Annotated in this window: 23 protein-coding genes; 12 read left to right on the plus strand and 11 right to left on the minus strand. The window is 64.4% G+C overall.

Annotated features, from left to right (window positions below):
- Nucleotide 1 precedes the first annotated feature (1 nt).
- From HPF_RS11185 to HPF_RS11195, 3 genes are read left to right on the plus strand one after another with little or no spacing between them, the layout of a single operon-like run.
- Nucleotides 2-889: an ABC transporter permease gene (locus tag HPF_RS11185; RefSeq protein WP_066159699.1), complete on the plus strand. Its 888-nt coding sequence runs from the start codon at nucleotides 2-4 to the stop codon at nucleotides 887-889.
- A complete protein-coding gene (locus HPF_RS11190) occupies nucleotides 882-1,976 on the plus strand; it encodes a quaternary amine ABC transporter ATP-binding protein (RefSeq protein ID WP_133156627.1) in 1,095 nt (364 codons plus the stop codon). Before HPF_RS11185 ends, HPF_RS11190 begins: the two co-directional genes overlap by 8 nt.
- A 16-nt stretch (nucleotides 1,977-1,992) precedes the next feature.
- Nucleotides 1,993-2,457, plus strand: coding sequence for an SH3 domain-containing protein (locus tag HPF_RS11195; protein ID WP_133156628.1), 465 nt, complete (start codon nucleotides 1,993-1,995; stop codon nucleotides 2,455-2,457).
- A 54-nt stretch (nucleotides 2,458-2,511) separates the two neighbouring features.
- Here the strand turns inward: HPF_RS11195 and smpB are convergent, their stop codons facing one another.
- On the minus strand, nucleotides 2,512-3,003 hold the full coding sequence (smpB, locus tag HPF_RS11200; RefSeq protein WP_133156629.1) for an SsrA-binding protein SmpB: 492 nt from the start codon (nucleotides 3,001-3,003) through the stop codon (nucleotides 2,512-2,514).
- Nucleotides 3,004-3,052: 49 nt separating this feature from the next.
- On the opposite strand from smpB, the gene HPF_RS11205 reads away from it, so the two are divergent.
- Nucleotides 3,053-3,496 (plus strand): type II toxin-antitoxin system RatA family toxin, encoded by a 444-nt coding sequence (locus HPF_RS11205; protein WP_133156630.1) that lies wholly within the window; start codon nucleotides 3,053-3,055, stop codon nucleotides 3,494-3,496.
- On the plus strand, nucleotides 3,493-3,825 hold the full coding sequence (locus HPF_RS11210) for an RnfH family protein (protein WP_133156631.1): 333 nt from the start codon (nucleotides 3,493-3,495) through the stop codon (nucleotides 3,823-3,825). Before HPF_RS11205 ends, HPF_RS11210 begins: the two co-directional genes overlap by 4 nt.
- A gap of 20 nt (nucleotides 3,826-3,845) precedes the next feature.
- Here HPF_RS11210 and HPF_RS24145 read toward each other — a convergent pair whose 3' ends face one another.
- Complete coding sequence (locus HPF_RS24145) at nucleotides 3,846-4,151, minus strand: hypothetical protein (RefSeq protein WP_341785657.1); 306 nt, start codon at nucleotides 4,149-4,151, stop codon at nucleotides 3,846-3,848.
- A 453-nt stretch (nucleotides 4,152-4,604) separates the two neighbouring features.
- Between HPF_RS24145 and guaB the strand changes: the two genes are divergently transcribed.
- The 5 genes from guaB to HPF_RS11240 all read left to right on the plus strand — a co-directional run bounded on the left by guaB (nucleotide 4,605) and on the right by HPF_RS11240 (nucleotide 10,773).
- A complete protein-coding gene (gene guaB, locus HPF_RS11220) occupies nucleotides 4,605-6,074 on the plus strand; it encodes an IMP dehydrogenase (RefSeq protein WP_066159716.1) in 1,470 nt (489 codons plus the stop codon).
- A 69-nt stretch (nucleotides 6,075-6,143) separates the two neighbouring features.
- Nucleotides 6,144-7,760 (plus strand): glutamine-hydrolyzing GMP synthase, encoded by a 1,617-nt coding sequence (gene guaA, locus HPF_RS11225; RefSeq protein ID WP_133156632.1) that lies wholly within the window; start codon nucleotides 6,144-6,146, stop codon nucleotides 7,758-7,760.
- 79 nt (nucleotides 7,761-7,839) lie between these two features.
- A complete protein-coding gene (locus HPF_RS11230) occupies nucleotides 7,840-8,415 on the plus strand; it encodes a 2'-5' RNA ligase family protein (protein ID WP_133156633.1) in 576 nt (191 codons plus the stop codon).
- A 34-nt stretch (nucleotides 8,416-8,449) separates the two neighbouring features.
- The gene (tadA, locus tag HPF_RS11235) at nucleotides 8,450-9,847 is read left to right on the plus strand and encodes a tRNA adenosine(34) deaminase TadA (RefSeq protein ID WP_127806708.1); all 1,398 of its coding nucleotides are present in this window, start codon (nucleotides 8,450-8,452) and stop codon (nucleotides 9,845-9,847) included.
- A complete protein-coding gene (locus HPF_RS11240) occupies nucleotides 9,844-10,773 on the plus strand; it encodes an LD-carboxypeptidase (RefSeq protein ID WP_127806709.1) in 930 nt (309 codons plus the stop codon). Before tadA ends, HPF_RS11240 begins: the two co-directional genes overlap by 4 nt.
- A 19-nt stretch (nucleotides 10,774-10,792) precedes the next feature.
- Here the strand turns inward: HPF_RS11240 and HPF_RS11245 are convergent, their stop codons facing one another.
- Nucleotides 10,793-11,125 carry a hypothetical protein gene (locus HPF_RS11245; protein WP_066160214.1) on the minus strand — a complete coding sequence of 111 codons (333 nt, stop codon included), beginning with the start codon at nucleotides 11,123-11,125 and terminating at the stop codon, nucleotides 10,793-10,795.
- A 382-nt stretch (nucleotides 11,126-11,507) separates the two neighbouring features.
- Here HPF_RS11245 and HPF_RS11250 point away from each other — a divergent pair, with 382 nt between their 5' ends.
- Together HPF_RS11250 and HPF_RS11255 are read left to right on the plus strand one after the other, a co-directional pair.
- Nucleotides 11,508-12,452, plus strand: a complete 945-nt coding sequence (locus tag HPF_RS11250) for an adenylate/guanylate cyclase domain-containing protein (protein ID WP_066160217.1) — start codon at nucleotides 11,508-11,510, stop codon at nucleotides 12,450-12,452.
- A 67-nt stretch (nucleotides 12,453-12,519) separates the two neighbouring features.
- The gene (locus HPF_RS11255) at nucleotides 12,520-15,003 is read left to right on the plus strand and encodes a penicillin acylase family protein (RefSeq protein ID WP_133156634.1); all 2,484 of its coding nucleotides are present in this window, start codon (nucleotides 12,520-12,522) and stop codon (nucleotides 15,001-15,003) included.
- Between the two features lie 13 nt (nucleotides 15,004-15,016).
- Here HPF_RS11255 and HPF_RS11260 read toward each other — a convergent pair whose 3' ends face one another.
- The 8 genes from HPF_RS11260 to HPF_RS11295 form a co-directional block, all read right to left on the minus strand.
- The gene (locus HPF_RS11260) at nucleotides 15,017-15,793 is read right to left on the minus strand and encodes an EF-hand domain-containing protein (RefSeq protein WP_079365851.1); all 777 of its coding nucleotides are present in this window, start codon (nucleotides 15,791-15,793) and stop codon (nucleotides 15,017-15,019) included.
- Between the two features lie 128 nt (nucleotides 15,794-15,921).
- Nucleotides 15,922-16,689 (minus strand): ABC transporter ATP-binding protein, encoded by a 768-nt coding sequence (locus tag HPF_RS11265; protein ID WP_133156635.1) that lies wholly within the window; start codon nucleotides 16,687-16,689, stop codon nucleotides 15,922-15,924.
- Between the two features lie 14 nt (nucleotides 16,690-16,703).
- Entirely contained in the window at nucleotides 16,704-17,825 is a 1,122-nt protein-coding gene (locus HPF_RS11270; protein WP_133156636.1) for a succinylglutamate desuccinylase/aspartoacylase family protein, read from the minus strand.
- Between the two features lie 21 nt (nucleotides 17,826-17,846).
- A complete protein-coding gene (locus tag HPF_RS11275) occupies nucleotides 17,847-18,563 on the minus strand; it encodes an ABC transporter permease (protein ID WP_127806713.1) in 717 nt (238 codons plus the stop codon).
- Nucleotides 18,563-19,264 carry an ABC transporter permease gene (locus tag HPF_RS11280; protein WP_066260857.1) on the minus strand — a complete coding sequence of 234 codons (702 nt, stop codon included), beginning with the start codon at nucleotides 19,262-19,264 and terminating at the stop codon, nucleotides 18,563-18,565. Before HPF_RS11280 ends, HPF_RS11275 begins: the two co-directional genes overlap by 1 nt.
- Before the next feature lie 26 nt (nucleotides 19,265-19,290).
- A complete protein-coding gene (locus HPF_RS11285; RefSeq protein WP_066160235.1) occupies nucleotides 19,291-20,151 on the minus strand; it encodes a transporter substrate-binding domain-containing protein in 861 nt (286 codons plus the stop codon).
- A gap of 431 nt (nucleotides 20,152-20,582) precedes the next feature.
- Complete coding sequence (gene mobH / locus HPF_RS11290; RefSeq protein WP_133156637.1) at nucleotides 20,583-23,003, minus strand: MobH family relaxase; 2,421 nt, start codon at nucleotides 23,001-23,003, stop codon at nucleotides 20,583-20,585.
- Nucleotides 23,004-23,136: 133 nt separating this feature from the next.
- Complete coding sequence (locus tag HPF_RS11295; RefSeq protein ID WP_066260852.1) at nucleotides 23,137-23,676, minus strand: hypothetical protein; 540 nt, start codon at nucleotides 23,674-23,676, stop codon at nucleotides 23,137-23,139.
- Between the last annotated feature and the right edge of the window lie 547 nt (nucleotides 23,677-24,223).

Genomic DNA, 24,223 nt, shown 5'->3' on the forward strand with positions numbered 1-24,223 from the left:
CATGACATGGCTTGATAGATTCCCCGCGCTGGGTACCGAACAGCTGTCTGCCTTGCGCCGTTTTATCGATGGTGCCTTTCGCGCATTCACGCGCGAACATGGCCAGGCCATGGAGCAACTGTTCGAACCCCTGCGCCAGTTCCTGCTCGCATCCGAGCGCCTGCTGACCCAGACACCCTGGCCGGTGGTGGTGGGTGTCATCGCCGTGGTCGCCTGGGTGGCTTCGCGCAACTGGAAAATCGTTCTCGGTGCCATTCTGTCGCTGTTGGTCATCGGCTGGCTGGGCATGTGGGACGACACCATGAAGACCATTTCGATGATCTTCGTGAGCACCGTGGTGGCGCTGGTGGTGGGCCTGCCCATCGGTATCCTGATGAGTAGATGGGATCGGATGCAGCGCATCGTCAATCCGGCGCTGGACGTGATGCAGACCATGCCCAGCTTTGTGTACCTGATCCCGGTGGTCATGCTGCTGGGCATCGGCCGTGTGCCCGGTCTGATCGCGGTGGTCATCTACGCCGTCGCACCGGTGATCCGCTTCACCAACCTGGGCATCCGGCTGGTCGACAAGGACCTGCTGGAGGCGGCCGACGCTTTTGGCTCGTCGGCCTGGCAGAAGATGCGCCAGGTGCAGCTGCCACTGGCGCTGCCCACCATCATGGCCGGCATCAACCAGACCATCATGCTCGCGCTGTCGATGGTGGTCATCGCCTCGATGATCGGTGTGCAGGGCCTTGGCCAGCCGGTGCTCAAGGCCATCTCCAACCAGTACTTCACGATGGGCATCCTCAACGGCATGGCCATCGTCGCGATCGCGATCATCTTCGACCGCGTCTCGCAAGCCTACGGCAAGCGTCTGCAGAAGCATCTGGAGGTAGTGCATGGCTGATCCCGTCATCCAGCAAGCGGCTGCGTCTGGCAATGCGGCGGTGGGCGTGAGCATCCGTGGCCTTTACAAGATCTTCGGTCCCACGCCGGAGCGCTTCATCGACGCGGTGCGCGGCGGCATGAGCAAGCAGGAACTGCGCGATGTGCATGGTCACGTGCTGGGTCTGCGCGACATCCACATCGACATGCCTGCCGGTGGAATTCAGGTGGTGATGGGCCTGTCCGGCTCGGGCAAGTCCACGCTGATACGCCACATCAACCGCCTGATCGACCCGACCACCGGCGAGGTGTTGGTGCAGGTGAACGATCAAAGCGTGGATGTGGTCAAGATGAACCCGGCGCGACTGCGCCAGTTCCGCCGTGAGCAGACCGCCATGGTGTTCCAGAAGTTTGCGCTGTTCCCACACCTGACGGTGCGGGAAAACACCGAGTACGGCCTGCAGGTGCAGGGCGTGGCGCGCAAGGTCAGGCGTGAACGGGCGCAGCGCTGGATCGAGCGTGTCGGCCTCAAGGGTTACGAGGACAGCTATCCGAACCAGCTCTCGGGCGGTATGCAGCAGCGCGTGGGACTTGCAAGGGCACTCACCAACGATGCGCCCATCCTGCTGATGGATGAGGCGTTCTCGGCGCTGGACCCGCTGATACGCAGCGACATGCAGGGCGTGCTTCTGGACATCCAGCAGGAGATCGGCAAAACCATCGTGTTCATCACACACGACCTTGACGAGGCTTTGCGCCTGGGGGATCGCATCGCCATCCTGCGCGACGGCGAGGTGGTGCAGCAGGGCTCAGGCCAGCAGATCGTACTGCAGCCGGCAGACGACTACATCGCCAACTTCGTCAAGGACGTCAACCGCGGCCGCGTGATCCGCAGCAGGACCTTGATGCGACCCGACACACCGGTCGAAGGACCGACGGTGGACATCAGTACTGTGATCGAGGAGGTCGCCCGTGTGCTCAGTGCTGAGGGGCGGGAGGTTGCCAATGTCGTCAACAGCAAAGGGCACCACCTGGGCACCCTTTCGATGGGCGACATCATTGCTGCCATGGTGCCGCCACGATCCGACTTGTCCTATCCCAATACATGACACAAGGAGAGTTCGCATGATTCAGACGCTGGCGGGCCGGGCATTCATCACCGCGATCATCGTGGTCGGTGCCTGGCTTCTGCCCGGTCCTGTTGCCCACGCGCAGCGGTTGGTGAGCATAGAAGGAGCGGAAGTGAACATGCGCTCGGGCCCAGGGACGGGCCACGAGGTGTTGTGGGTGCTTAACAAGGGCTACCCCCTCAAGGTACTGCGGCGCCAGGGGCGCTGGCTTGAGGTTCAGGACTTCGAGAACGACAAAGGTTGGGTTGCACGAGCCCTGACCGGGCGAACGCCTCACCACGTGGTCAAGTCCCGGATCGTCAACATCCGGAAAGGTCCGGGGACGGGGCACCCGATCATTGGCCAGGCGGAATACGGTGAAGTGCTGCGGACCCGCAGCAAACGGCGCGACTGGGTTCAGGTCGAACGGGCCGAGGGTCAGCCTGGCTGGGTGTCCAGGCGCCTGCTCTGGGGTTGGTGAGCACCGTCGCCCGGCAACGATCAGGCCACGCGCCGGGGCCTTCTTCGATGATGCTCAGCGCTGGCGCTGTTTCATGGCCCGCTCGACCTCCCGCTTGCCTTCGCGGTCCTTGATGGTGTCGCGCTTGTCGTGCTCGGCCTTGCCTTTGGCCAGAGCGATCTCGCATTTCACCTTGCCGCTTTTCCAGTGGAGATTCAGTGGCACCAGGGTGTGGCCCTTCTGCTCGACCTTGCCGATCAGTCGCCGGATCTGGTCTTTGTGCAGCAGCAGCTTCTTGGTTCGCACCGAGTCGGGGCTGACGTGGGTCGACGCCGTCCGCAGAGGGTTGATCTGGCAGCCGATCAGGAACAGTTCGCCTTCCCGGATCACCACGTAGCCGTAGGTGAGTTGCACCTTGCCCTCGCGCAGCGCTTTCACCTCCCAACCCTGCAGCACCATTCCTGCCTCGAAGCGCTCCTCGATGGCGTAGTTGAACAAGGCCTTCTTGTTGTCCGCGATGCGGCTGTCGGTGGTCTTGGCGGCGGATTTGCTGGGTTTGGTGGACATGGGGCGGTAAATGGGGCCGCAGGCGACCCATACAATGGGCGCCGATTGTATGAAAACGATTCAGAAGTCCGTCCTGCTCTGGCACAGCGCCCATGAGATGTTTGCGCTGGTCACCGATGTTCAGCACTACCCGCAGTTCCTTCCATGGTGCGATCACAGCGAGGTGATGGAGCGCGATGAACGCGGCATGGTGGCCCGCGTCGGCATCGCCTTCAGCGGTCTGAAGCAGAGCTTCACCACCCGCAATCAGCACCTCGATGACCGGCAGGTGCTGATGGAACTGGTGGATGGTCCTTTCTCCCATCTGGAAGGGATCTGGAACTTCACGCCGCTGGGCGATGGCAGCCAGCGGGCCTGCAAGGTCGAGTTCACGCTGACCTATGGCTTTTCAAGCCAGGCCCTTGCCACCTTGGTGGGGCCTGTATTCGACCGGATCGCGGGCAGCCTCGTGGACGCATTTGTCAAACGCGCTGACCAGGTGTACGGCGCATGATTTCCGTGGTGCTGGTTCGTTCACCCAAACCCCGAACGGTGGAAGAGCTGCATCTGCAGCTTCCGGATGGTGCCTCTGTCGCTGAGGCCCTGGCCATGGCCGGCTGGTCGATGAATATGGACGGCCCGCAGGAGCACAGGTGGACGTGCGGGGTCTGGGGCCACAAGGCTTTACCAGAAAGCGTGCTCAGGGATGGTGATCGCGTCGAGCTGTACCGGGACCTGAGGGTCGATCCCAAGGTGGCCCGCAGAGAGCGCTTCGTCGGTCAGGGTTCACGCAACGCCGGGCTGTTCGCCCAGCGGCGGCCCAACTCCAAGGCCGGCTACTGATCAGGTGCCAGCCAAGGGCCTCAGTTGACGTTCTGTGCAGATGCCGACGCAGGGCCACAATCCGAACGGATGACGCCGTCGATGCGCTGCAGTTCGGCCGCACGCGCCTTGTCGTCCATGATTTCGCGCTCGCCCTTGGCATTGGTGGTGGCAATGCGCACGCCTGAATCCAGCGTGGCCTTGGCGCGCTTGGCTCGCTCGCAGTTGCCGGCACGGGCTGCAGCAATGCGGTCGTCCTCGGCCTTCTTTTTGGCCTGTGCCGCCTCCTGGGCCTGTTTTTCAGCCTGCTTCTTCTTTGACTCCAGCTGTTCGTCGCGGCCAGTCACCTTCGGCACCTCGGCTGACTGCGCAGCGGGCTGGCCAGCTGCGGCGGGGTCTGTTCCGGTCGGCGCTGGAATTGCAGGCCCGGTCTGGCGCACGGCTCCAGGTGTGCGAAGAATGCTCTTCTCGGGCGTACCAGGCGGCGGTGCCGTGTCGCTGAAAACCTTGTTGCCGGAAGAGTCCACCCAGACCCACTGAGCCCAGGTCGATCCACTGAACAGGGCGGCTGAGGCTGCGAATGCGAGAACTCGCCAGAAAGAGGTGTGTGTGTGACGGCTAGGCATGCGAACCAGTTTAACCCGGGGCCTTCCGGCCGCACACTACACGCCCAATGCCAGGTGACGAAGTAGCACTTTTGCCGGCTTGACGGAGCTTGGGGCCCGATGTGGTGGCGTTCGCGAGGCAGCTGCTCCCCCGGTTGGACGCCGGGTACAATCGTGTTTTTGGAGCTTTACCTCATGCGCCTCCTCGGCAAAGCGCTCACTTTCGACGACGTTCTGCTCGTCCCCGCGTACTCCCAGGTCCTGCCCAAGGACACCTCTCTCGCCACCCAGTTCACCCGCAACATCCGCCTGAACCTGCCCCTGGTTTCTGCGGCCATGGACACCGTGACGGAGGCCCGGCTGGCCATCGCCATTGCCCAGGAAGGCGGCATCGGCATCGTCCACAAGAACCTCTCGGCGCAGGAACAGGCCGCCCACGTGGCCAAGGTCAAGCGCTACGAGTCCGGCGTGCTGCGTGACCCAGTGGTCATCAGCCCCTCGACCACCGTGCGCCAGGTCATGAAGCTGTCCGACGACCTGGGGGTGTCTGGCTTCCCGGTGGTGGATGCAGGCAAGGTGGTTGGTATCGTCACCGGCCGCGATCTGCGCTTTGAAAGCCGCTACGACCTGCCGGTCAGCGAGATCATGACGCCGCGAGAGCGCCTGATCACCGTGCCCGAAGGCACCACGCCGGAGCAGGCCAAGGCGCTGCTGAACAAGCACAAGCTCGAGCGCCTGTTGCTGGTGAACGACGCCTTTGAGCTCAAGGGCCTGATCACCGTCAAGGACATCACCAAGCAGCTGAACTTCCCGAACGCCGCGCGCGACGCCGCCGGCCGACTGCGCGTGGGCGCTGCGGTGGGGGTTGGCGAAGGCACCGAAGAACGCGTGGAAGCGCTGGTCAAGGCCGGCGTGGACGCCATCGTGGTGGACACGGCCCATGGCCACAGCAAGGGTGTGATCGACCGCGTGCGCTGGGTCAAGCAGAACTACCCTCAGGTGGACGTGATCGGCGGCAACATCGCCACCGGCAGCGCCGCCCTGGCCTTGGTGGAAGCGGGCGCCGATGGCGTCAAGGTCGGTATCGGCCCCGGCTCCATCTGCACCACCCGCATCGTGGCGGGCGTGGGCGTGCCGCAGATCATGGCCATCGACAACGTGGCCACCGCACTGCAGACCACCGGCGTTCCCATGATCGCCGACGGCGGCATCCGCTACAGCGGTGACATCGCCAAGGCCATTGCGGCCGGCGCCAACACCGTGATGATGGGCGGCATGTTTGCCGGTACCGAAGAGGCCCCTGGCGAGATCGTGCTTTTCCAGGGCCGCAGTTACAAGAGCTACCGCGGCATGGGCTCCATCGGCGCCATGCAGCAGGGCAGCGCCGACCGCTACTTCCAGGAAAGCAGCACCGGCAACCCCAACGCCGACAAGCTGGTGCCCGAAGGCATCGAAGGGCGCGTGCCCTACAAGGGCTCGGTGGTGTCGATCATTTTCCAGATGGCCGGCGGTATCCGCGCCTCCATGGGCTATTGCGGCTGTCCGACCATCGAACACATGCGCGCCAAGGCGGAGTTTGTCGAGATCACTTCGGCCGGCATCCGCGAAAGCCACGTGCACGACGTGCAAATTACCAAGGAAGCCCCGAACTACCGCGCGGACTGACCGGTTCCGCTCCTCAGGCCGTCCACCGCGACGGCCTTTTTCTTTTCCCTGCAGACATCCCCGAACGCCATGCAGCACCAGAAAATCCTCATTCTCGATTTCGGTTCCCAGGTCACCCAGCTCATCGCACGCCGCGTGCGCGAAGCGCACGTGTACTGCGAAGTTCACCCCTGCGACGTCAGCAGCGAGTGGGTGCGCGAGTTCGCCGCCGATGGCCAGCTCAAGGGCGTGATCCTCTCGGGCAGCCACGCCAGCGTCTATGAGGTGGACGACAAGGCCCCCGATGCGGTGTTCGAGCTGGGAGTGCCGGTGCTGGGCATCTGCTACGGCATGCAGACCATGGCCCAGCAGCTGGGCGGCAAGGTCGAGGCGGGCAAGACGCGCGAGTTCGGTTACGCCGAGGTCCGCGCCCGTGGACACACCGCCCTGCTCAAGGACATCGCCGACTTCACCACGCCCGAAGGCCACGGCATGCTCAAGGTCTGGATGAGCCACGGTGACAAGGTCACCGAAATGCCGCCGGGCTTCAAGCTCATGGCCAGCACCGACGCCTGCCCGATCGCCGGCATGGCCGACGAATCGCGCGGTTACTACGCGGTGCAGTTCCACCCCGAGGTGACGCACACGGTGCAGGGCAGGGCGCTGCTGGAGCGCTTCGTGCTGGAAATCTGCGGCACGCGCCCCGACTGGATCATGCGCGACCATATCGAGGAAGCCGTGCAGAAGATCCGCGAACAGGTGGGGGATGAGGAAGTGATCCTCGGGCTGTCCGGTGGCGTGGACTCGTCGGTGGCCGCCGCCCTGATCCACCGGGCCATCGGCGACCAGCTGACCTGCGTGTTCGTGGACCATGGCCTGCTGCGCCTGCACGAGGGCGACATGGTGATGGACATGTTTGTCGGCAAGCTGCACGCGAAGGTCATCCGGGTTGACGCGGCGGACCAGTTCCTCGGCCACTTGGCCGGGGTGAGCGATCCGGAAGCCAAGCGCAAGATCATCGGCCGCGAGTTTGTCGAGGTGTTCAAGGCCGAGGCCGCCAAACTCATTTCAAGTGGTGCTTCAACAAAAGGCGCCAAGTGGTTGGCACAAGGAACAATTTATCCAGACGTGATCGAGTCTGGCGGCGCCAAGAGCAAGAAGGCCGTGACCATCAAGAGCCACCACAACGTGGGCGGACTGCCCGAGCAGTTGGGCCTGAAGCTGCTGGAGCCGCTGCGCGACCTGTTCAAGGACGAGGTGCGTGAACTGGGCGTGGCCCTGGGCCTTCCGCACGACATGGTCTACCGCCACCCGTTCCCGGGGCCTGGTCTGGGCGTGCGCATCCTGGGCGAGGTGAAGAAGGAATACGCCGACCTGTTGCGCCGGGCCGACGCGATCTTCATCGAAGAGCTGCGCTCGACCATCGACCACCACAGCGGCAAGAGCTGGTACGACCTGACCAGCCAGGCCTTCACCGTGTTCCTGCCGGTCAAGAGCGTGGGCGTGATGGGCGACGGCCGCACCTACGACTACGTGGTGGCGCTGCGCGCGGTGCAGACCAGCGACTTCATGACCGCCGACTGGGCCGAGCTGCCGTACGCGCTGCTCAAGAAGGTGTCCAGCCGCATCATCAACGAGGTGCGTGGCATCAACCGCGTGACCTATGACGTGAGCAGCAAGCCGCCAGCAACCATCGAGTGGGAGTGATGTCGATACAGCTACTGTACAAGTATACAGTTGTTGTGCAGAATGGTACCCCCGCAATCGCAGCCCAAGGAGGTGTTGCATGGGTATCCGCCATGATCTTTACTACATGCTGCACCTGCCTTGGGCCGTCGCACAGGACATTGACCGGTTGTCCCAGTTGTTGAACCGCTCGTACCACGGACCTTCCAAGCCCATGGCCGCTGAGCGGCTGCACACCACACTGGTGCCTCTGGGGTCGTACGAAGACCGCATTCCTCCCGAAATCCTGGCGCTTGTCTTGCGTGTGGGCCCGCAGCTGGACGCGGCGCCATTCCGCGTCTGTTTTGACACCGTGCAGTCGCGCGGCCCTCAGCGTGAGGTCGGCACTGTCGAGCTGGCAGGTCACGGTGTCGGCGTTCGGCCCTTGTTCCTTCTGCGACGGCAACTGGTCACGGCCTTGCGCTCGCTCGGATGGCCCGAGGCTTGGATACGGCCCAGCTTTTATCCACACATCACGCTGGACTACGGGCGGGCGCCGGTCGGTTCCCGGCGAATCACCCCTCTGGCCTGGGACGTGACCGAAGTGCGGCTTGTCGACAGTCTCTATGGGCAGGGGCTCCATGAGGTGCTGGCAAGCTGGCCCCTGCAGGACCGGCAGCCGTCGCTGTTCGATTGACGATGGCACCCAAAGGGTGCGGGACAATGACGGCATGAACGACGCCGAGTACATGGGCCTGGCCCTGAAAGAAGCCCAGGCCGCTCGCGCCGCGGGCGAGGTGCCGGTCGGTGCGGTGATCGTGCACCAGGGCAGGGTGGTGGGCGTCGGGCGCAACGCGCCCATCGCTGCGCACGACCCGACAGCCCATGCAGAAATCGTCGCCCTTCGCGCGGCAGCGCAGACCCTGGGCAACTACCGCCTCGACGACTGCGAGTTGTTCGTGACGCTGGAGCCATGCGCCATGTGCAGCGGCGCGCTGCTGCATTCGCGCCTGCGGCGGGTGGTCTTCGGTGCACATGATCCGAAGACCGGTGCAGCCGGCTCGGTGGTGGACCTGTTCGGTCAGGCTCAGCTGAACCACCACACCCAGGTCTTGGGCGGTGTGCGGGCCGACGAGTGCGGCAGCATGCTCAGCGATTTCTTCAGGTCCCGCCGTGACCAGCAGCGTCGCGAGGGCCAGCCTCTGCGAGACGACGCGCTGCGCACGCCCGAACGCCGTTTCGACGGTTTGCCGGGATACCCCTGGTCGCCGCACTACCTGAGCGATCTCCCGTCGCTGGGCGGCCTTCGCCTGCACTACCTGGACGAAGGGCCGTCGGACGCGCCGCGCACCTGGCTGTGCCTGCACGGCAACCCGGCGTGGAGCTATCTCTACCGCAAAATGATTCCAGTCTTCACCGAGGCGGGAGATCGTGTGGTGGCGCCCGACCTGATCGGCTTTGGCAAGAGCGATAAACCCAAGAAGGACGCGTTCCACCGTTTCAACTGGCACCGCAACGTGCTGCTCGAGTTCGTTGATCGGCTGGACCTGGGCAACGTGGTGCTGGTGGTGCAGGACTGGGGTGGGCTGCTCGGGTTGACCTTGCCGATGGCCTCACCGGGGCGCTACGCCGGCCTGCTCGTCATGAACACCCTGCTGGCCACTGGCGGCGAGACACTGTCTCCGGGGTTCTTGGCGTGGCGCAAGATGTGCGCAGAGAAGCCGCTGTACGACGTCGGCCGCCTGCTCGCGCGCGGCAACCCGCACCTGGATGCCGCCGAATGCGAGGCGTACAACGCGCCGTTTCCCGACGCGGGCCATCGCGCCGCACTGCGCGCCTTTCCGAATCTGGTGCCGGAGCACGCCGAAGACGAAGGCGCAGCCATATCCCGCGAGGCCCTGCTGTTCTGGCGAGAGCGCTGGCAGGGCCGGACGCTGATGGTGGTCGGAGCACGCGACCCCGTGTTGGGTGAGCCTGTCATGCAAGCCCTGGCACGCAACATCCGGGGCTGCCCGCCACCTTGGCTGATTTCCGACGCAGGGCACTTCGTTCCCGAGCGGGGCGAGCAGATTGCACGCGCGGCCTGTCAACACTTTTCCAACTATCCCGTTTCTTTCAACGAGCCATGAGCCACATCTACATCTACTCTCCTTCCAGCGCCGTGCGCGACAAGGCCGCCTTCCGGCGCGGGGTGAAACGGCTGCAGCAACTCGGCCACGAGGTCGAGATCGACGAGGCTGCGCTCAGCAGCCACATGCGGTTTGCGGGCGACGACGCCACCCGCATCGCGGCCATCGGCCGTGCAGCGGCCAGCGGTGCCGACGTGGCGCTGATTTCACGCGGCGGATATGGCCTCACGCGCCTTCTGCCCGAATTGCCCTACAAGCAGCTCGCGAAAGCCATCGGCAAGGGCACGCAGTTCGTGGGACTGAGCGACTTCACCGCGCTGCAATGCGCGCTGCTGGCCAAGACGGGCGCCGTGACCTGGGCGGGCCCGGCACTGGGGGAGGACTTTGGCGCCGAAGAGCCTGACGACATCATGGAAGCCTGCTTTGACGACCTGCTCGATGGACATGGCGAGGGCGCAGGCTGGGTGCTGCCCAAAAAGGACCTGCCCTGTCTGCCCACGACCGCCAGGGAAGAAGCCCCGTCGCTGCACCTTCACAAGGCCCAGCTGTGGGGCGGCAACCTGTCGGTGCTGTGTTCATTGGTCGGCACGCCCTGGTTGCCCGATGTGAAGGGCGGCGTGCTGTTTCTGGAGGATGTCAACGAGCATCCCTACCGCATCGAACGACAGCTGACGCAACTGTTGCATGCGGGCATCCTGGGACGTCAGAAGCTGATCGTGCTGGGCAGTTTCAACCGCTTCAAGCCGGTTCCACACGACCGCGGGTTCAAGCTGCAGACGGTGGTCGACTGGCTTCGGAGTCAGACCCGGACGCCTGTGCTGACGGGCCTGCCGTTCGGGCACGTTCCCACCAAGGTGTTGTTGCCGGTGGGCCGGGACGTGGAGGTGATGGTGCAGGGGCGCGAGGCGCTGATGTTCTGGGGATGAGCTTGGGCTCGCAAACGCCTCAGCGTGCCGAGCGGGTGGATTCCAGGAGACCTTTGGGCAGGAGGCCATTGAACACCGGGGTCACGCTGCGGACCAGATCGACCGCCCGTGCCTCGCCATGAAGACGGCTGAGTACGGCCACCATCTCGGCCCGGGCATACCAGAGCGCTTGCACATCGTGCACATACATGAGGCGGTGTTTGAGCCTGGGATTGGCCTGGGCCCCTGCTTCACCCAGAACAGACAGCATGGCCTGGCGGACCGGCTCGAGCGACTCCGGTGCATGCTTGCGCACCTCGGTGCCCAGCAAGGCGGAGATGCTGTGGCGAATGGTGGGTTTGATCCAGCGCATTTGCGATCCCAACGATATGAAGTTATGGGGGCAGGATACGTCCGGGGAGCCCCTCGGGCAAGGCCTTGAGCTTGAGGAAAGTCAAGAAAACAACAGCCAAATCAAGCGGTTAGAAAGACTGTTTAAGATATTGCGTGTACAGGTCTGGTGACGATGCCAGTAATTGCCCCGGAAAGTGTTCAATGACGGCCGGTTCGTTTAGGTCCTTTGGGCTCAGCCATGTGGAAACGTCCAACAGCGGTACTGGGTCACGTCATTTCTGGTGCTCAAATGACTGGATGTGTGATAAACCACACACCTTGTTACCATCCACCAGCTTGTCCTTGCTTCGGTTGACACCACCAGCACCCGGCCTCGCCCAGGCCGATTTCTACTATTTTTCATGGCCGAACTGACGATTGCCTTCGTGGACCTGACCGGCAGCGTCTCCGTGTTTGAAACACTGGGCAACGACCGCGCCGCCAAGGCGGTGACCAAGCTGACCCAGTGGATCGGGGCCATGGGTCTGGAACACAACGGCAAGGTCGTCAAGATGCTGGGCGACGGCGTTCTGCTCTCGTTCACCAACAACCGGCTTGCTGTCGAGTGCATGAGCACCATTCAGCAGGAGCACTCTCAACGGGTGGCCCAGTGGCCCAACCGGCTCAAGCTGATGATGCAGATCGGCATGGCGCGCGGGCAGGTGGTGCAGGTCGACGGCGATTGCTTCGGCGATGCGGTCAACGTGGCGTCGCGTCTGAGCGATCTGGCAGGGCCGGAGCAGATCCTGGTCAACGACCTGGTGATTCGCAAGCTGGGCAAGGGGCATAACGTGCGCAGCCGCAGCCTCGGGCCAATCCGGATCAAGGGGCGCGTGGAGCCAACAGAGGTCTTCCGCATCGAGTGGCAGACCGAGATGCTGTCAGAGTTCCTGACGCTTCCAGCCGACCTGCACGCCCTGAGAAAAAGCACCGAATCGGTGTTCGGGGGCATCGAGCTGGGCTGGCTGGACACCAGCCAGTCTTTCAATCTCACGGACTTACCGTTGAAGATCGGCCGGGTGCCCGAGGCCGATTTTGTGGTGAACGATCCGCGGGTCTCCCGGATGCATGCTTCCATCGACATCCGCTCGGGCAACTACCTTCTTGAAGACACCAGCAGCTACGGCACCTGGGTTCGTTTTGCCGGCACGGACAATGCCATTGCATTGAGGCGGCAGGAGTGCCTGCTGCACAGCGATGGCGAGTTCTCGATGGGTGCACCCTTCACGGACATCAGCGCACCCACGGTGAGTTTCCGCCTGGTGGATGGCCAGATGGTGCTCGGGCACGGTCGCACGCGCGTCTGAGCCAGTCGCACGTCCGATGCACGAGCGGCACGACGCCGCTACCATCGCTCCAGCCTTGGAGGTGCTGATGCGCTGGTTGACCCGTTTTTTCTTTCTGTTGCTGCTGCTGATCCTGCTCGGAGCAGTGGCGTTGTCGATCTATGCCTGGCGCAGCCAGCCCCAGACGGATGGGGATCTGAGCCTGCCTGGGTTGCGCGGTGCCGTGCAGGTGCAACGCGACGGCAGCGATGTGGCGCACATTCTGGCCACCGACCCGCGGGACGCCTGGATGGCGATGGGTTATGTGCACGCGCAGGAACGCGGATGGCAGCTGGAGTTCAACCGCCGCCTGATGCGAGGACGGCTGTCCGAGGTGTTTGGCCGCTCCACGCTGGAGACCGACCTGCTCATGCGCACGCTGGGCATCCGGCAGGCGGCCCAGGCGCAACTTGCTGGTATGAGCGAAGAGGGGCGTGCAGCGCTGAAGGCCTACAGCGACGGCGTGAACGCATTCTTTGCTGGCCGCCAGCAAGCGCTGTCGCCCGAGTTCCAGATCCTGCGCATCGACCCACGGGACGAAGCGGCCGCCGGCCGCTACTGGGAGCCCGAGGACAGCGCTGGCTGGGCCCTGATGATGGCGCTGGACCTGGGCGGCAACTGGGGCAACGAGCTGGCCCGGCTGTCCGCGCTGCAGGTGCTGGACACCCCGTCCCTGTGGCAGCTGTTTCCGCCGTATCCGGGCGAGGCGCCCGCGGCCTCGGCCGATCTGGCAGAGCTGTACCGTGCCATGCGCGTGTTTCCGTCTGCTGAAGGCAGACAGTCGCGCGCCACCGAGAGCAGTCCTGGTGTGGATGCCCTGGCACAGGGGGTGATCGAGTGGACCCGCTCCCTTGGAGAAGTGGAGGGCAAGGGCTCGAACAACTGGGTGGTGTCGGGCGCGCGCAGCGCCAGCGGCAAGCCGCTGCTGGCCAACGACCCGCACCTGGGCCTGAGCGCGCCGGCAATCTGGTACTTCGCCCGCCTGCAGTCGCCCGACGTGCCCGGACTCAAGGGCATGGATGTGATCGGGGCGACCCTGCCGGGCACACCGTTCGTGGTGCTCGGGCGCACACCCGACGTGGCCTGGGGCTTCACCAACACCGGCCCCGATGTGCAAGACCTGTACCTGGAGCAGCTGGACCCCAGCGACCCGACCCGCTATCGCCTCCCGGCACCCGCGGGGCAGGAAGCCTGGGCGCGCTTTGACGAGCGCGTCGAAACCATCCGCGTCAAGGGCGAGCCCGACGTGGTGCACACGGTGCGCAGCAGCCGACACGGCCCCGTGCTCAGCGATGCACCGGGTCGTGCGCGTGACCTCATCGACACCGGGCGCTTCGCGCTGTCGCTGCGCTGGACCGCGCTGGAGGCGGACAACCGCAATGTGGAGGCCACCCTGGCCTCCAACCGCGCGCGCTCGGTTGACGATTTGCTGGAGGCGTACCGCCACTTTCACGCACCGATGCAGAACGCGGTGATGGCCGACCGCAGTGGCCGCATCCTGTTCAAGGCGGTGGGCAAGGTGCCCCTGCGGTCGCCGGACAACCGCATCCGCGGTGTGGCTCCCTCGCCGGGCTGGGACGCCCGCTACGACTGGACGGGCTACCTGCCTTACGAAGACACCCCGCAGGACGACGGCGCCAAGGGCTGGATTGCCACCGCCAATCAGCGCATCCATGCGGCCGACTACCCGCATTTCCTGACCCAGGACTGGGCGGCGCCGTACCGCCAGGAACGCATCGAGGTCCTGCTGGCTCAGACGGAGAAGCACGACGCGGCCAGCTTCCGCGCCATGCACGGCGATCTGCATTCGGAGGCGACGCTGCGCCTGCTGCCCCACCTGAGCAAGACCGCGTCCAGCCACCCGCTCGCCGCTGCGGCACTGGCTTCGCTCAAGGACTTCACCGGCGGCATGTCTGCCGATGCGGCTGCGCCGCTGGTCTACAGCGTCTGGATCGACGAGTTCACGCGCGGTGTGGTGGGCCAGCGCCTGGGCGTGGAGCGGTTCGAAAAGCTCTATGGCAAGCGCCTGTTCCGCAACGCGGTCGAGGGGATTCTGGAGCGCGACGACCACGACTGGTGCGGCCCGCAGGGCTGCGCTGCGGCCAGCACGGCGGCGCTGGACCGGGCACTGGACCGCATCAGTGCGCAGCAGGGAAGGGATGTGTCGCGCTGGCGCTGGGGCACGGCCCACCCGGCGATTTCCGTGCACCGTCCGTTCAGCAACGTCGGTGCGCTGGCACCCATGTTCGAGGTGCGAAAGGAAACGGGCGGTGACCCATTCACCGTGAACGTCGGCCAGTACCACCTGGACAAGGCCGATGCGCCGTTTGCCAACCGGCATGCCGCCAGCCTGCGCGCCATCTACGACCTGGCGGAGCCGGAGAACTCGCTGTTCATCTACCAGACGGGGCAGAGCGGCAACGCGCTTTCCAGCCGTTACCGCGACATGAGCGACGCCTGGGCTGCCGTGGAATACCGGCCGCTGCAAATGGCGCCCACGCAGTGGCGCAGCCGCCTGGAGCTCAAGCCCTGATCGCCGCCAGGCGTCAGGCGGATTCGTGGAGGCTGCCGCCGCTCAGCGAGGCGAGGGTGGTGTCGTTGTAGCGCTTGCTGGCGGCTTCGGCCTGGGCGCTCAGCTTGGCCACGTAGGCATTCAGCTCGGCGCCCGAAATGTCGCCGCTGCCATCGGTGTCGACGGTCTGCATGAGGGCCTGCAAGGAAGCGTCCTCGGTCTCGGCAGTCGCCTCTTCGGTTTTGGCGAACTCCGGGCCTTCTTCCGGCGTGGTGACCGCATGCACGGGAGCCTTGGTCGCCGGTGCCGTGGGGTTGGTGGCGCCAACGAGCGAGCCGGCCCCCCCGGACATCACTTCCTGTGTGGTCGTGATCACGGTCGTGGTCTGCACCACCGTGGTTTCGATGGCGGGTGTGATGCCGAACTCGGCCATCGAGATCTGGCCATCGTTGTCGGCATCGAGCTCGGCGAACCGGGCCTCATCGCCGCGCTGCTGGACAAACGCCTGGGTGTTTGAGGCGGACGAAAACAGGTTCTGCAGCAGGGTGCCCACCTCGGCGCCATTCAGCGCGCCATCCTTGTTGGCATCGAGCGAGGCATACAGCTCCGAGGCGCCCTGGCCGACTTCGACGCCCAGCTTGCCAGCGACCTTTTCAAGCGCCGCCTGGAACTCGCTCTGGCTGACGCCACCATCGCCGTCGGCGTCCATCTTCTTGTGCATCTTGTCCTGCAGGTAGCTGGACATGGCGCCACTCAGGGACGACAGGGTCTGGGACCAGGCGCTGGAGTTGCTGGTGTCGACGGTGCTCATGGAGAGGTTCCTTTCTGGCGGGTGGTTCCGGGATGGAGCAATGCTCTCCCATCCGGACCCCACAGAAACCCGCCAACAGCGGGACGGAAACCCCGCTGTTCGGCCGATTGGCGAACCTCGCCGCCGACTTACTTGAGCTTGCCCGAGAGGAACTGGGACAGCCGCTCGGACTTGGGGTTGACCAGCACTTCGCGCGGATTGCCCTGTTCCTCGATGCGGCCCTGGTGCAGGAACAGCACATGGTTGCTGACCTCGCGCGCAAAACCCATCTCGTGGGTCACCACCACCATGGTGCGGCCTTCTTCGGCCAAGGTGCGCATCACGCGCAGCACCTCGGTGACGAGTTCGGGGTCGAGCGCGCTGGTCGGCTCGTCGAACAGCATCACCTCGGGCTCCATCGCCAGCGCACGGGCGATCGCCACGCGCTGCTGCTGACCGCCCGACATGTGGGCCGGGTATTTGCCCTCGACGTCGCGCAGGCCGACCTTCTCCAGGTACTTGCGGGCGGTGGCAATGGCTTCGTCCTTGCCCTTGCCGAGCACATGCATGGGCGCCTCGATCACGTTTTCCAGCACCGTCAGGTGCGACCAGAGATTGAAGTGCTGGAACACCATGGTCAGCTTGGCACGCAGGCGCTGCAGCTGTTTTTCGTCGGCCGCCTTGAGCATGCCGTCCTTGGCGGTGACCAGCTTGAGCTCTTCGCCGGCCACGACGATGCGGCCCTGCTGCGGCCGTTCCAGCAGGTTCATGCAGCGCAGGAAGGTGGATTTGCCGGAACCGGACGAGCCGATGATGCTGATCACGTCGCCGGCCTTGGCCGTCAGGGAAATGCCCTTGAGCACCTCGTGCGAGCCGTAGCTCTTGCGGATGTCGATCGCTTCGAGTTTGGTGGTCATGGTGCGTGGGTCTGTCAGGGGCTCAGCAGGTTGCCGGAGCGGATCGGTGTTCGGCCGGCGACACGGCAAAGCTCCATGCCCGCCGTGGCCCAGCGCAGGCTGTGGCGGGCGTAGACGATGCCATCGATGCTGCTGCGGATGTCGGTTTCGCGCGGTGTCAGCGGGTCGACCACCCGCGCCAGCAGCTGGCCAGCGGCCACACGCTCGCCGACCTGGGCTACGAAGTCGATCACGCCCGGGTGCGGCGCGTGGGAGGCTTCCGTGCCGGCCAGCGGTGTCGGCTCGCACCGCGGATCGGGCAGGGCAGGGGTGGGGCCAGCCATCACGCCGACATGGCGCAGGTAACCGACGATGGCCTGGGCATCCTGGCTGGCCAGGGCGTCCGACACATCCGTCTGGCTGCGCAGCTCGACGGTGGTGCTGGCGCAGCCCAGGGGGATCGGCGCCTGGTCGGCGAAGTGATCGCGCAAACGCCACCATGGGCCGGACAGCGCCTCGTCGAACGAGATCGAAGGACCCGAGCCCCGCGCCCACAGCAGCGCCTTGGCGCCAAGCAGTCGCGCCAGCGGCGCCATCTGGTCGAGCATGGGCTGCTCGACGTACATATGAAGAATGGCCTCGAAGTCGCAGTGCAGGTCCAGCACCACGTCGGCGTCGCAGGCAAGGCCCATCAGCACCCGGCGAAGGCTCTCCAGCTCGGTGGTCACCGGCTGTTCCTGCAGCACCTCGTGCATGGCGGCCCGCACGATGCCTTTGTTTGTCTCCACATCCTGCGTGAGTTTCGGAGCGATCCGGTCTTTCACCAGATTGAAGAAGTCCGGGTAGTTCCGGTTGAAGTTCTCCATGGTCAGCAGCTCGAAGCGGCCGACCTGGTGGTGCATCAGGCTCTGGTCCAGCCCGATCGGGTTGCACACCGGCACCAGCACGACCTCGCCGGGGATCTCGCCGGCTGTCTCGGCCGCGGCCAGAAGGCCCCGCAGCTTGTGCGCGGTGAGCATGCCGGGCAGCTCGTCGGCGTGCAGGCTGGACTGGATGTAGGCCTTGCGGCCATTGGTGGCCTGACCAAAGTGCAGGCTGGTGACCTGGCGCTGGGTGCCCAGCGACGGAGAGAGCAGGGGGTGTTGGAGCTGTCGCATCCGGAGGAAGAGAAAACGGGATCAGTGAGTGCGTGGGCGCAGATAGGCCAGGAAGCGCTTTTCCAGCAGCCGGAACACATAGACCAGGGCGAAGGTCAGTATGAAATACAGCACCGCGACCACGATGAACGGCTGGAAGGCCAGGTAGTAGGTCTTGTAGATCGCGTAGGCGGCGTTGGTCAGGTCGTACAGCGCCGGTACCACGCTGGCCAGCGAGGTGGCGTGCAGCATCATCACGACTTCGTTCGAGTAGCCGGGAAGGGTGCGGCGCAGCGCACTGGGCAGCACCAGACGGAACATCATGTTCCATTTGCTGTAGCCGGCGGCCTGTGCGGCCTCGATTTCACCAGCGGGCGTTTCCTTGATGGCGCCCGCCAGCATCTCGACCGTGTAGGCGCAGGTGTTGAGCGAAAACGCCGCCACAGCGCAGAAAAACGGGTCCTTGAACATCGTCCAGGGCCAGACCGTGTCCCACATCGCCTGCACCCACTCCAGCTGGGCGATGCCGTAATAGATGAAATAGACCTGGATCAGCAGCGGTGTGCCGCGCACCACATAGGTGAACAGCCAGACCGGCGTGGAGACCCAGCGGTTGCGCGAGACCCGCATCAGCGTCAGTGGCAACGTCAGCAGCCCACCGGCCAGCAGACTGATGGCCAGCAACTCCATGGTCGCCAGGAACCCCGTCCAGTAGAGGGCCAGGTTCTGCGGCTGGAAGATGATCGCAAACTTGTCCATCAGAACTCACCCCGCTTCACGCCCACGGAGTAGCGGGCCTCGGCCTTGCGCAGCAGGATCAGGCTGATGGTGGAGATCAGGAGGTAGAGAAAACCGGCGAAGGCCATGAAGATGATGGCGGCACCGGGGATGTCGCCGCGAGCGGCCGCGCCGGCCTGCTTGGCGAGGTTGGTGATGTCGGCCAGTCCGATCACCGAGACGAGGGCGGTGGCCTTGAGCAGCACCAGCCAGTTGTTCGTGAAACTGGGCAGTGCGAACCGCACCATCTGCGGCAGCACCATGCGGCGGAAGGTGTAGAACCGGCTCATGCCGTAGGCCCAGCCGGCCTCCGACTGTCCCTTGGGCACGCTCATGATGGCGCCCCGGAAGGTTTCCGTCATGTAGGCGCCGTAGACGAAACCGATGGTCAGCACCCCTGCCACAAAGGGGTTGATCTGCGGGCCACTGCGGTAGCCCATGGCTTCAAATATGTCGTTGATCAGGATCTGCCCGCCGAAGTACAGCAGCAGCATCCACACCAGATCCGGGACACCCCGGATCACGGTGGAATAGATGTCGCCGACCCAGTTGAGCCAGCGGTAAGGCGAGAGTTTGGCCGCCGCGCCGGCCAGGCCGAGCACGGCGGCGACAACCAGCGCGCCCAGCGAGACGCCGAGTGTGACCAGCAGGCCCTGGAGGATCTGGATGAAATAGGTCGTCATCGGCGCTCGCGGTTCAGCTCAGTGGATCAGGAACCCCAGATGTCCACGCCAGGGACGTGCTTCTCGGACAGTTCCTTCCACTTGCCGTTGTCGCGAATGGCCTTGATGCCCGCGTCCAGCGCGTCGCGCAGGGCGGTGTCTTCCTTGCGGATGGCCACGCCCGCGCCAGCGCCGAAGTACTTGGCGTCGAACTCGACCGGAATGCGGCCACCGGCGCAGCTGTAGTCCTTGCCGTCCGGTGTGGACAGGAAGCCACCCTGGACTTCGACCACGTCGGCCACGGTACCGTCCAGACGGCCGGACTTGATGTCCAGATAGACCTGATCCTGGGCGTCGTAAGGCACGACGGTCGCCCCTGCGGGCTTGAGCTCACCCATGGCGTACTTTTCCTGGGTAGAAGCCTTCAGCACGCCCAGCTTCTTGCCCTTGAAACCCGCGGCTTCGGCGCCCAGGTTCAGTGCGGTCTTGACGACCACGCAGGACGGCGTGTTGTAGTACTTGCCCGTGAAATCAACCGACTGCTTGCGCTCTTCGGTGATCGACATCGAGGAAATGATGGCGTCGTACTTCTTGGCCAGCAGACCGGGAATCATGCCGTCCCAGGCCTGCTCGACGAACACGCACTTGCTCTTGAGTTCGTCGCAAAGGGCCTTGGCCACGTCCACGTCGAAACCAGCGGGCTCGCCCGCGTCGGTCTTGTAGGTGAAGGGCTTGTAGGTGGGGTCGATGGCCACGCGCAGTTCTGGCCACTGGCTGGCGGGAGCGGGTGCCGGTGCTTCGGCGGTGGGCGCAGGCGCCGGAGCGGCCGGCGCGGGGGCTTCGGTCTTGCCACAGCCCACCAGGGTGGCGGCGCCGATCATGCTGAGGGTCAGAAACAGATGCTTCATGAACGTCCTTGAGAGGGTTGAATGGAACTGGCCGGATTGGACTCCTGCCGGTGGGCGACATTGTAGGTGTGGGCAGTCCAATTAGCGGGCGCACCAAGCTGGTGTTTCCCCGGATGCATGGGGCTGCTCACGAGAGCAGGAGCAACATTTGGGCCGAACCTTGAATCATGGATTTGATGGCTCAATAATTTAACATAATATACATCGTGGAATATTGAGAAGGCCGTAAAAACGGGCCTGAGCCCGTTCAACTTTCCACGCTGTCTGCACAACTTTTGATCAGATGCCACAACTGATGTGTGACGCCCTTCGCAGGTCCCAAGCAAGTTGGTTTCCCCTGATGCACGGTTGCAATGTAGTCATCATGACTGACTCTGTCAAACTTTTTCAACGCTCCCTGTCAGATCTACCAGCCATCCAGCACCTGCGGTTCAAACGAGCTTGAGGACCGGGTTGACCGGTGGCACAGGCACGACCCAGCGGTCCGGCTGAGTGAGCACCACGGCGCTGAGTTTGCCCACAGGTACGCCACCGCGCCCAATGACCTGGTACTTAAGGATGTTGACCTTGCCGGGCCCCATCAGATGCCATCCCGACTTGATCACTTCGCGCTGCACCTGCAGCGCCTGTGCGTCGACCTGGGCATCACTGGCTGCAACAGTTTCTGCGGCGTAGGTACGAAATACCAGCGGTGAGACCAGCGCCATGCCCTCGGCCACGAAATGCACCAGCGCGCCCGTCTCGTTGTACTTCAAGGCCCGGCTGGACAGGCCTTGCTGCAGCCATTCGATGAAGCCAACTGCAGCAGGAGTGGGTTCGCTGGGCCTGCCGGCGGTCTCATGCGGCAGCTCTGGCAGGAATGGACTGAGAATGACTGGCGCAGTCTGGAACTGTGTGGGAGCCGCCCTGGCAAGTACCTCGGGCGGCTGCCCAGAGCGAGCCAGCAGCGGTCGAACTGCTGGCAGCGGAGGCAGGCTTGGAAGCGCCTCTGTGGTACGGATTGCGCCAGTGTCGGGCGATGTGGCCGCGTCTGCTCCAGGTTTGGATGCACGTTTGCCCGCTGATGCAGGTGCCTTTGGCGGTGCGGTCGCGACCGACGGCCCTCGCGGTGCGGCTTTTTGCGTTTCCAGGGGTTGATGCGGCAGCTTCGGGAAGTCTTTGAACGCTGCAGCGTCGTCCTCGAAATCCAGCCACTTGTCCAGCGGAGGCTCCAGACTCGAAGCAGCCGCCGCAGGTGATGAGGTTGGTGGTACCTGCCGTGACTCGGTCGGGCGCTGCTCACCACGCGGTGGCATGTTCGTTGGGGCGCTTGTTGCCCGTGGCGTGCCTTGAACCGGATCGCCAGGTTTGGGGCCGCCCGCCGCCTTGGTCGCTTCGGCTGGCTTGCCCGGCCGCTTGAAGGCAGGCGCTCGCAGTTGTTCGGCCTTGGGTTTGGCCTGCTTGGCCGCGCCAGAGGTCTCCTGATGACCCGCGCCGGGAGTCGGTGGCCGGGTGGCCTGGTCGACATTGCTGTTCGATGGCGCATCTGCACCCTCACTCAGAGCCGACTGGATTCCCGATCCAGAATCCTGTCGAGGCGCTGGCTCAGCGGACGATTCGTTGGCCGCCTCGCCCGAAGCTGCTCCACGTTTGACCTGCACCTCAATGCGCCCGCGCATCGGGGGTGGGTATGCCACTGCTTCCTCGAACACCTTGTCCAGCGGGAATCTGAGCATGGTCAGCGAGTGACTGTAGGCCCCATCGTTCTCCCCTGCCCCTTGCACAGGAGCCACTGCAACAGACTCGGAACCGTCCACGGCCGAACCCTGCACCAGCACATACCAGATGGCCTGTCCGCTTTGCGGGTTGGGCTGGATGCAGCCGTACTCCTGCCAGGTATCGAACAGCCGATCATTCTTGTTCTCGCCTGGCACAGCTTCATCCGGGTGGTGCTGTCGTATGTGCTGCCTCACCGCATCGGCCAGTCGCTTGGCCACAAACCAGATGCTCCCGTCGTAGACCCAGCCAGCGGCACCGGAACGGTTCAGCGGCAAGGCGGTGCCGCTCCTGAGCATCTCGCGCACCGATTGCATCAGCAGATCGATCAGCGGGATGCTCGTGGCGGTCGTGAAGCGCTCGCGGCTGCCTTTGGCCAGCGCCTGCTGTGTCGAGGTCTGGTCTGCCTTGCGCACCAGCTGGGCCAGCATGCTGCTCTTGTCACTGCCAGAGAGGTACTGCGTCAGAGCCTCGAACGCTTGCGGCCGGCGCGCCAGAAAGCTCAGTGCCGTGGCCGGCGCCACCTGTTGCAGCAGGATCGCGGCCAGGCGGGAATGTGCCGCATAGTCCCGCGCAGACTTCGGTGTGAACTCCACCAGATACTCACCACCACGCCGTGATTGCACCATGGCGGTCAGCGGCCCGGACATCGGGACCCAACGCAGCGGCGCTCCGATGCCGGTGCAGATCCAGTTGATGCGAAGGTCCGCCATGATCTTGCCCACGTCGTGAAGCAGCGCTGCGAAGAAAACCACATAGGTCCACTCGTCGCGCTGAGCGTCCATCTCCTCGACGCTTGCACCTTCCGGGAAGAAGTGACCGTTGCGCCAGGTCATCGCCGCCAGCGTCATTTCCAGCGTGTGCGACAGCAGCCCACCGACATGGGCGTGGTGATGCGACTCGGAAGCGGGCATGAGCTGCACAAACTCCGCATAGCGGTGGACCGCTGGCAACAAGTCCCGCTCCCAGACGATCTGCGCCAGACGCGACTGGCGCCACATGGTGTCAAGTGCCTTTCCGCCATGCACCACGCGCAGCAGGTCGGTCGCAGGCAGAACCCTCAGCCACCCCTCGGCGTGGCCACGGACCACCGGCATGGGGGGATTCACCTCATCGGGTGCCGCACGCGGCGGGATGGCGGTGCCTGATGCAACGCTGGATGCCGGGCGTGGCGAACGTGGGTCCCAGCGTTTGATCCAGCGCATGCAGTGACCGATCATGACCAATGCCTCAGCGCTCCAGCAGGTAGGCCATGAGCTGTTGGCGGATCTGACGTCCCTTGCGGTTGATATGTAAGGTGGCGTGGTCAGGCAGGACGATGTGCTGCCCCAGGAACGTCAGCCAGGGCTGCTCCAGCGGATTCCACGGGATGTCCATGGGCAAATCCTTGAACCTGCGTTCGAGCTTCCAGCGCGCGCCGAACAGTGTCACAGGCGAATTGGTCAGCAACACGGCGAGCCGGAACCGCAACGCCGCGGGGTCCTGTTCGGGTTGGGTGGCGCCGCTGCGCTTGCGCATGACCTCCTCGCGCAGGTCCAGGTCCGCCATGCAGGCCGCTTCGGGCATGCCGGTCTCCATCCACCGTGCCACGCCGTCGTACATGCGCAGGAAGCCGAAAACGCGCGGCAACCAGTCGACCATGCCCAACTCGTGCAGCGAGGCCGCCACCAGATAAGGTGCGTGCTGAGCATCATGGACGCTGCGCCCATCGGCCATGTGCAGGGTGTTGGCAAAACCCATCTTGGGCGAGAGCGGCTGGCGCGTGGTCATTGTTGTGAATCCGTGCGAAAAAAGACCGGATCACTCTAGGCACACCAGCCCTTTCATTCAACTCAAAACCTGCCAGCACGTGCGGCAGGTTTTCGCTTGACGCCCGCGCGCTGTTTTGCTACCCGCATCCGAGTGCAGCCGCACGCCCCGCCGTGCGGCTGCACTGCCTGTGCCCGTATCCCCCGCATTGCCCGTTCCAGTAGGCCCTTTGGCCCCCGAAACCTTGGGAGGGGGGCGCCCTTTGGATAGGGCCATTAACCGGTAAACCGCCTTTGCCCGTCCCTGCCCCGCCCTCGGGGCAGCGCACCTTTGTCGTCACTTTGCCACGACTGGAAATGGCGGATACCGCTAAAGCATTGCCCTGTCAAGCGAAAACCTGCCTTTTCTGCGGCAGGTTTTCGGTGGCGACAAACCCTCCCGATTCAGAAACTGCCCTGCACTGGCGACGCATCTCCTGGGGGCGTCATGTTTGCCTGGTGGCCCTCGCGGGTCACCAGGCGCTTTCTTCCCAGCAGGTCCCAGGCGCGTCCAGTGATTTCAACCAGTG

Source organism: Hydrogenophaga pseudoflava, from assembly GCF_004353865.1.
GTDB classification, from domain to species: domain Bacteria; phylum Pseudomonadota; class Gammaproteobacteria; order Burkholderiales; family Burkholderiaceae_C; genus Hydrogenophaga; species Hydrogenophaga pseudoflava.

Bases quoted from the DNA above. Each gene is read 5' to 3' on its own strand.
- HPF_RS11280 (WP_066260857.1), bottom strand. From the start codon at position 19,264: ATGACGACCTATTTCATCCAGATCCTCCAGGGCCTGCTGGTCACACTC.
- guaA (WP_133156632.1), top strand. From the start codon at position 6,144: ATGCAGCACCAGAAAATCCTCATTCTCGATTTCGGTTCCCAGGTCACC.
- HPF_RS11190 (WP_133156627.1), top strand. From the start codon at position 882: ATGGCTGATCCCGTCATCCAGCAAGCGGCTGCGTCTGGCAATGCGGCG.
- HPF_RS11195 (WP_133156628.1), top strand. From the start codon at position 1,993: ATGATTCAGACGCTGGCGGGCCGGGCATTCATCACCGCGATCATCGTG.
- mobH (WP_133156637.1), bottom strand. From the start codon at position 23,003: ATGCCGGTGGTCCGTGGCCACGCCGAGGGGTGGCTGAGGGTTCTGCCT.
- HPF_RS11210 (WP_133156631.1), top strand. From the start codon at position 3,493: ATGATTTCCGTGGTGCTGGTTCGTTCACCCAAACCCCGAACGGTGGAA.
- HPF_RS11250 (WP_066160217.1), top strand. From the start codon at position 11,508: ATGGCCGAACTGACGATTGCCTTCGTGGACCTGACCGGCAGCGTCTCC.
- HPF_RS11255 (WP_133156634.1), top strand. From the start codon at position 12,520: ATGCGCTGGTTGACCCGTTTTTTCTTTCTGTTGCTGCTGCTGATCCTG.
- HPF_RS11185 (WP_066159699.1), top strand. From the start codon at position 2: ATGACATGGCTTGATAGATTCCCCGCGCTGGGTACCGAACAGCTGTCT.
- HPF_RS11230 (WP_133156633.1), top strand. From the start codon at position 7,840: ATGGGTATCCGCCATGATCTTTACTACATGCTGCACCTGCCTTGGGCC.
- smpB (WP_133156629.1), bottom strand. From the start codon at position 3,003: ATGTCCACCAAACCCAGCAAATCCGCCGCCAAGACCACCGACAGCCGC.
- HPF_RS11205 (WP_133156630.1), top strand. From the start codon at position 3,053: ATGAAAACGATTCAGAAGTCCGTCCTGCTCTGGCACAGCGCCCATGAG.
- HPF_RS11275 (WP_127806713.1), bottom strand. From the start codon at position 18,563: ATGGACAAGTTTGCGATCATCTTCCAGCCGCAGAACCTGGCCCTCTAC.
- HPF_RS11295 (WP_066260852.1), bottom strand. From the start codon at position 23,676: ATGACCACGCGCCAGCCGCTCTCGCCCAAGATGGGTTTTGCCAACACC.
- HPF_RS11285 (WP_066160235.1), bottom strand. From the start codon at position 20,151: ATGAAGCATCTGTTTCTGACCCTCAGCATGATCGGCGCCGCCACCCTG.
- HPF_RS11270 (WP_133156636.1), bottom strand. From the start codon at position 17,825: ATGCGACAGCTCCAACACCCCCTGCTCTCTCCGTCGCTGGGCACCCAG.
- HPF_RS11240 (WP_127806709.1), top strand. From the start codon at position 9,844: ATGAGCCACATCTACATCTACTCTCCTTCCAGCGCCGTGCGCGACAAG.
- tadA (WP_127806708.1), top strand. From the start codon at position 8,450: ATGAACGACGCCGAGTACATGGGCCTGGCCCTGAAAGAAGCCCAGGCC.
- HPF_RS11245 (WP_066160214.1), bottom strand. From the start codon at position 11,125: ATGCGCTGGATCAAACCCACCATTCGCCACAGCATCTCCGCCTTGCTG.
- HPF_RS11260 (WP_079365851.1), bottom strand. From the start codon at position 15,793: ATGAGCACCGTCGACACCAGCAACTCCAGCGCCTGGTCCCAGACCCTG.
- HPF_RS11265 (WP_133156635.1), bottom strand. From the start codon at position 16,689: ATGACCACCAAACTCGAAGCGATCGACATCCGCAAGAGCTACGGCTCG.
- guaB (WP_066159716.1), top strand. From the start codon at position 4,605: ATGCGCCTCCTCGGCAAAGCGCTCACTTTCGACGACGTTCTGCTCGTC.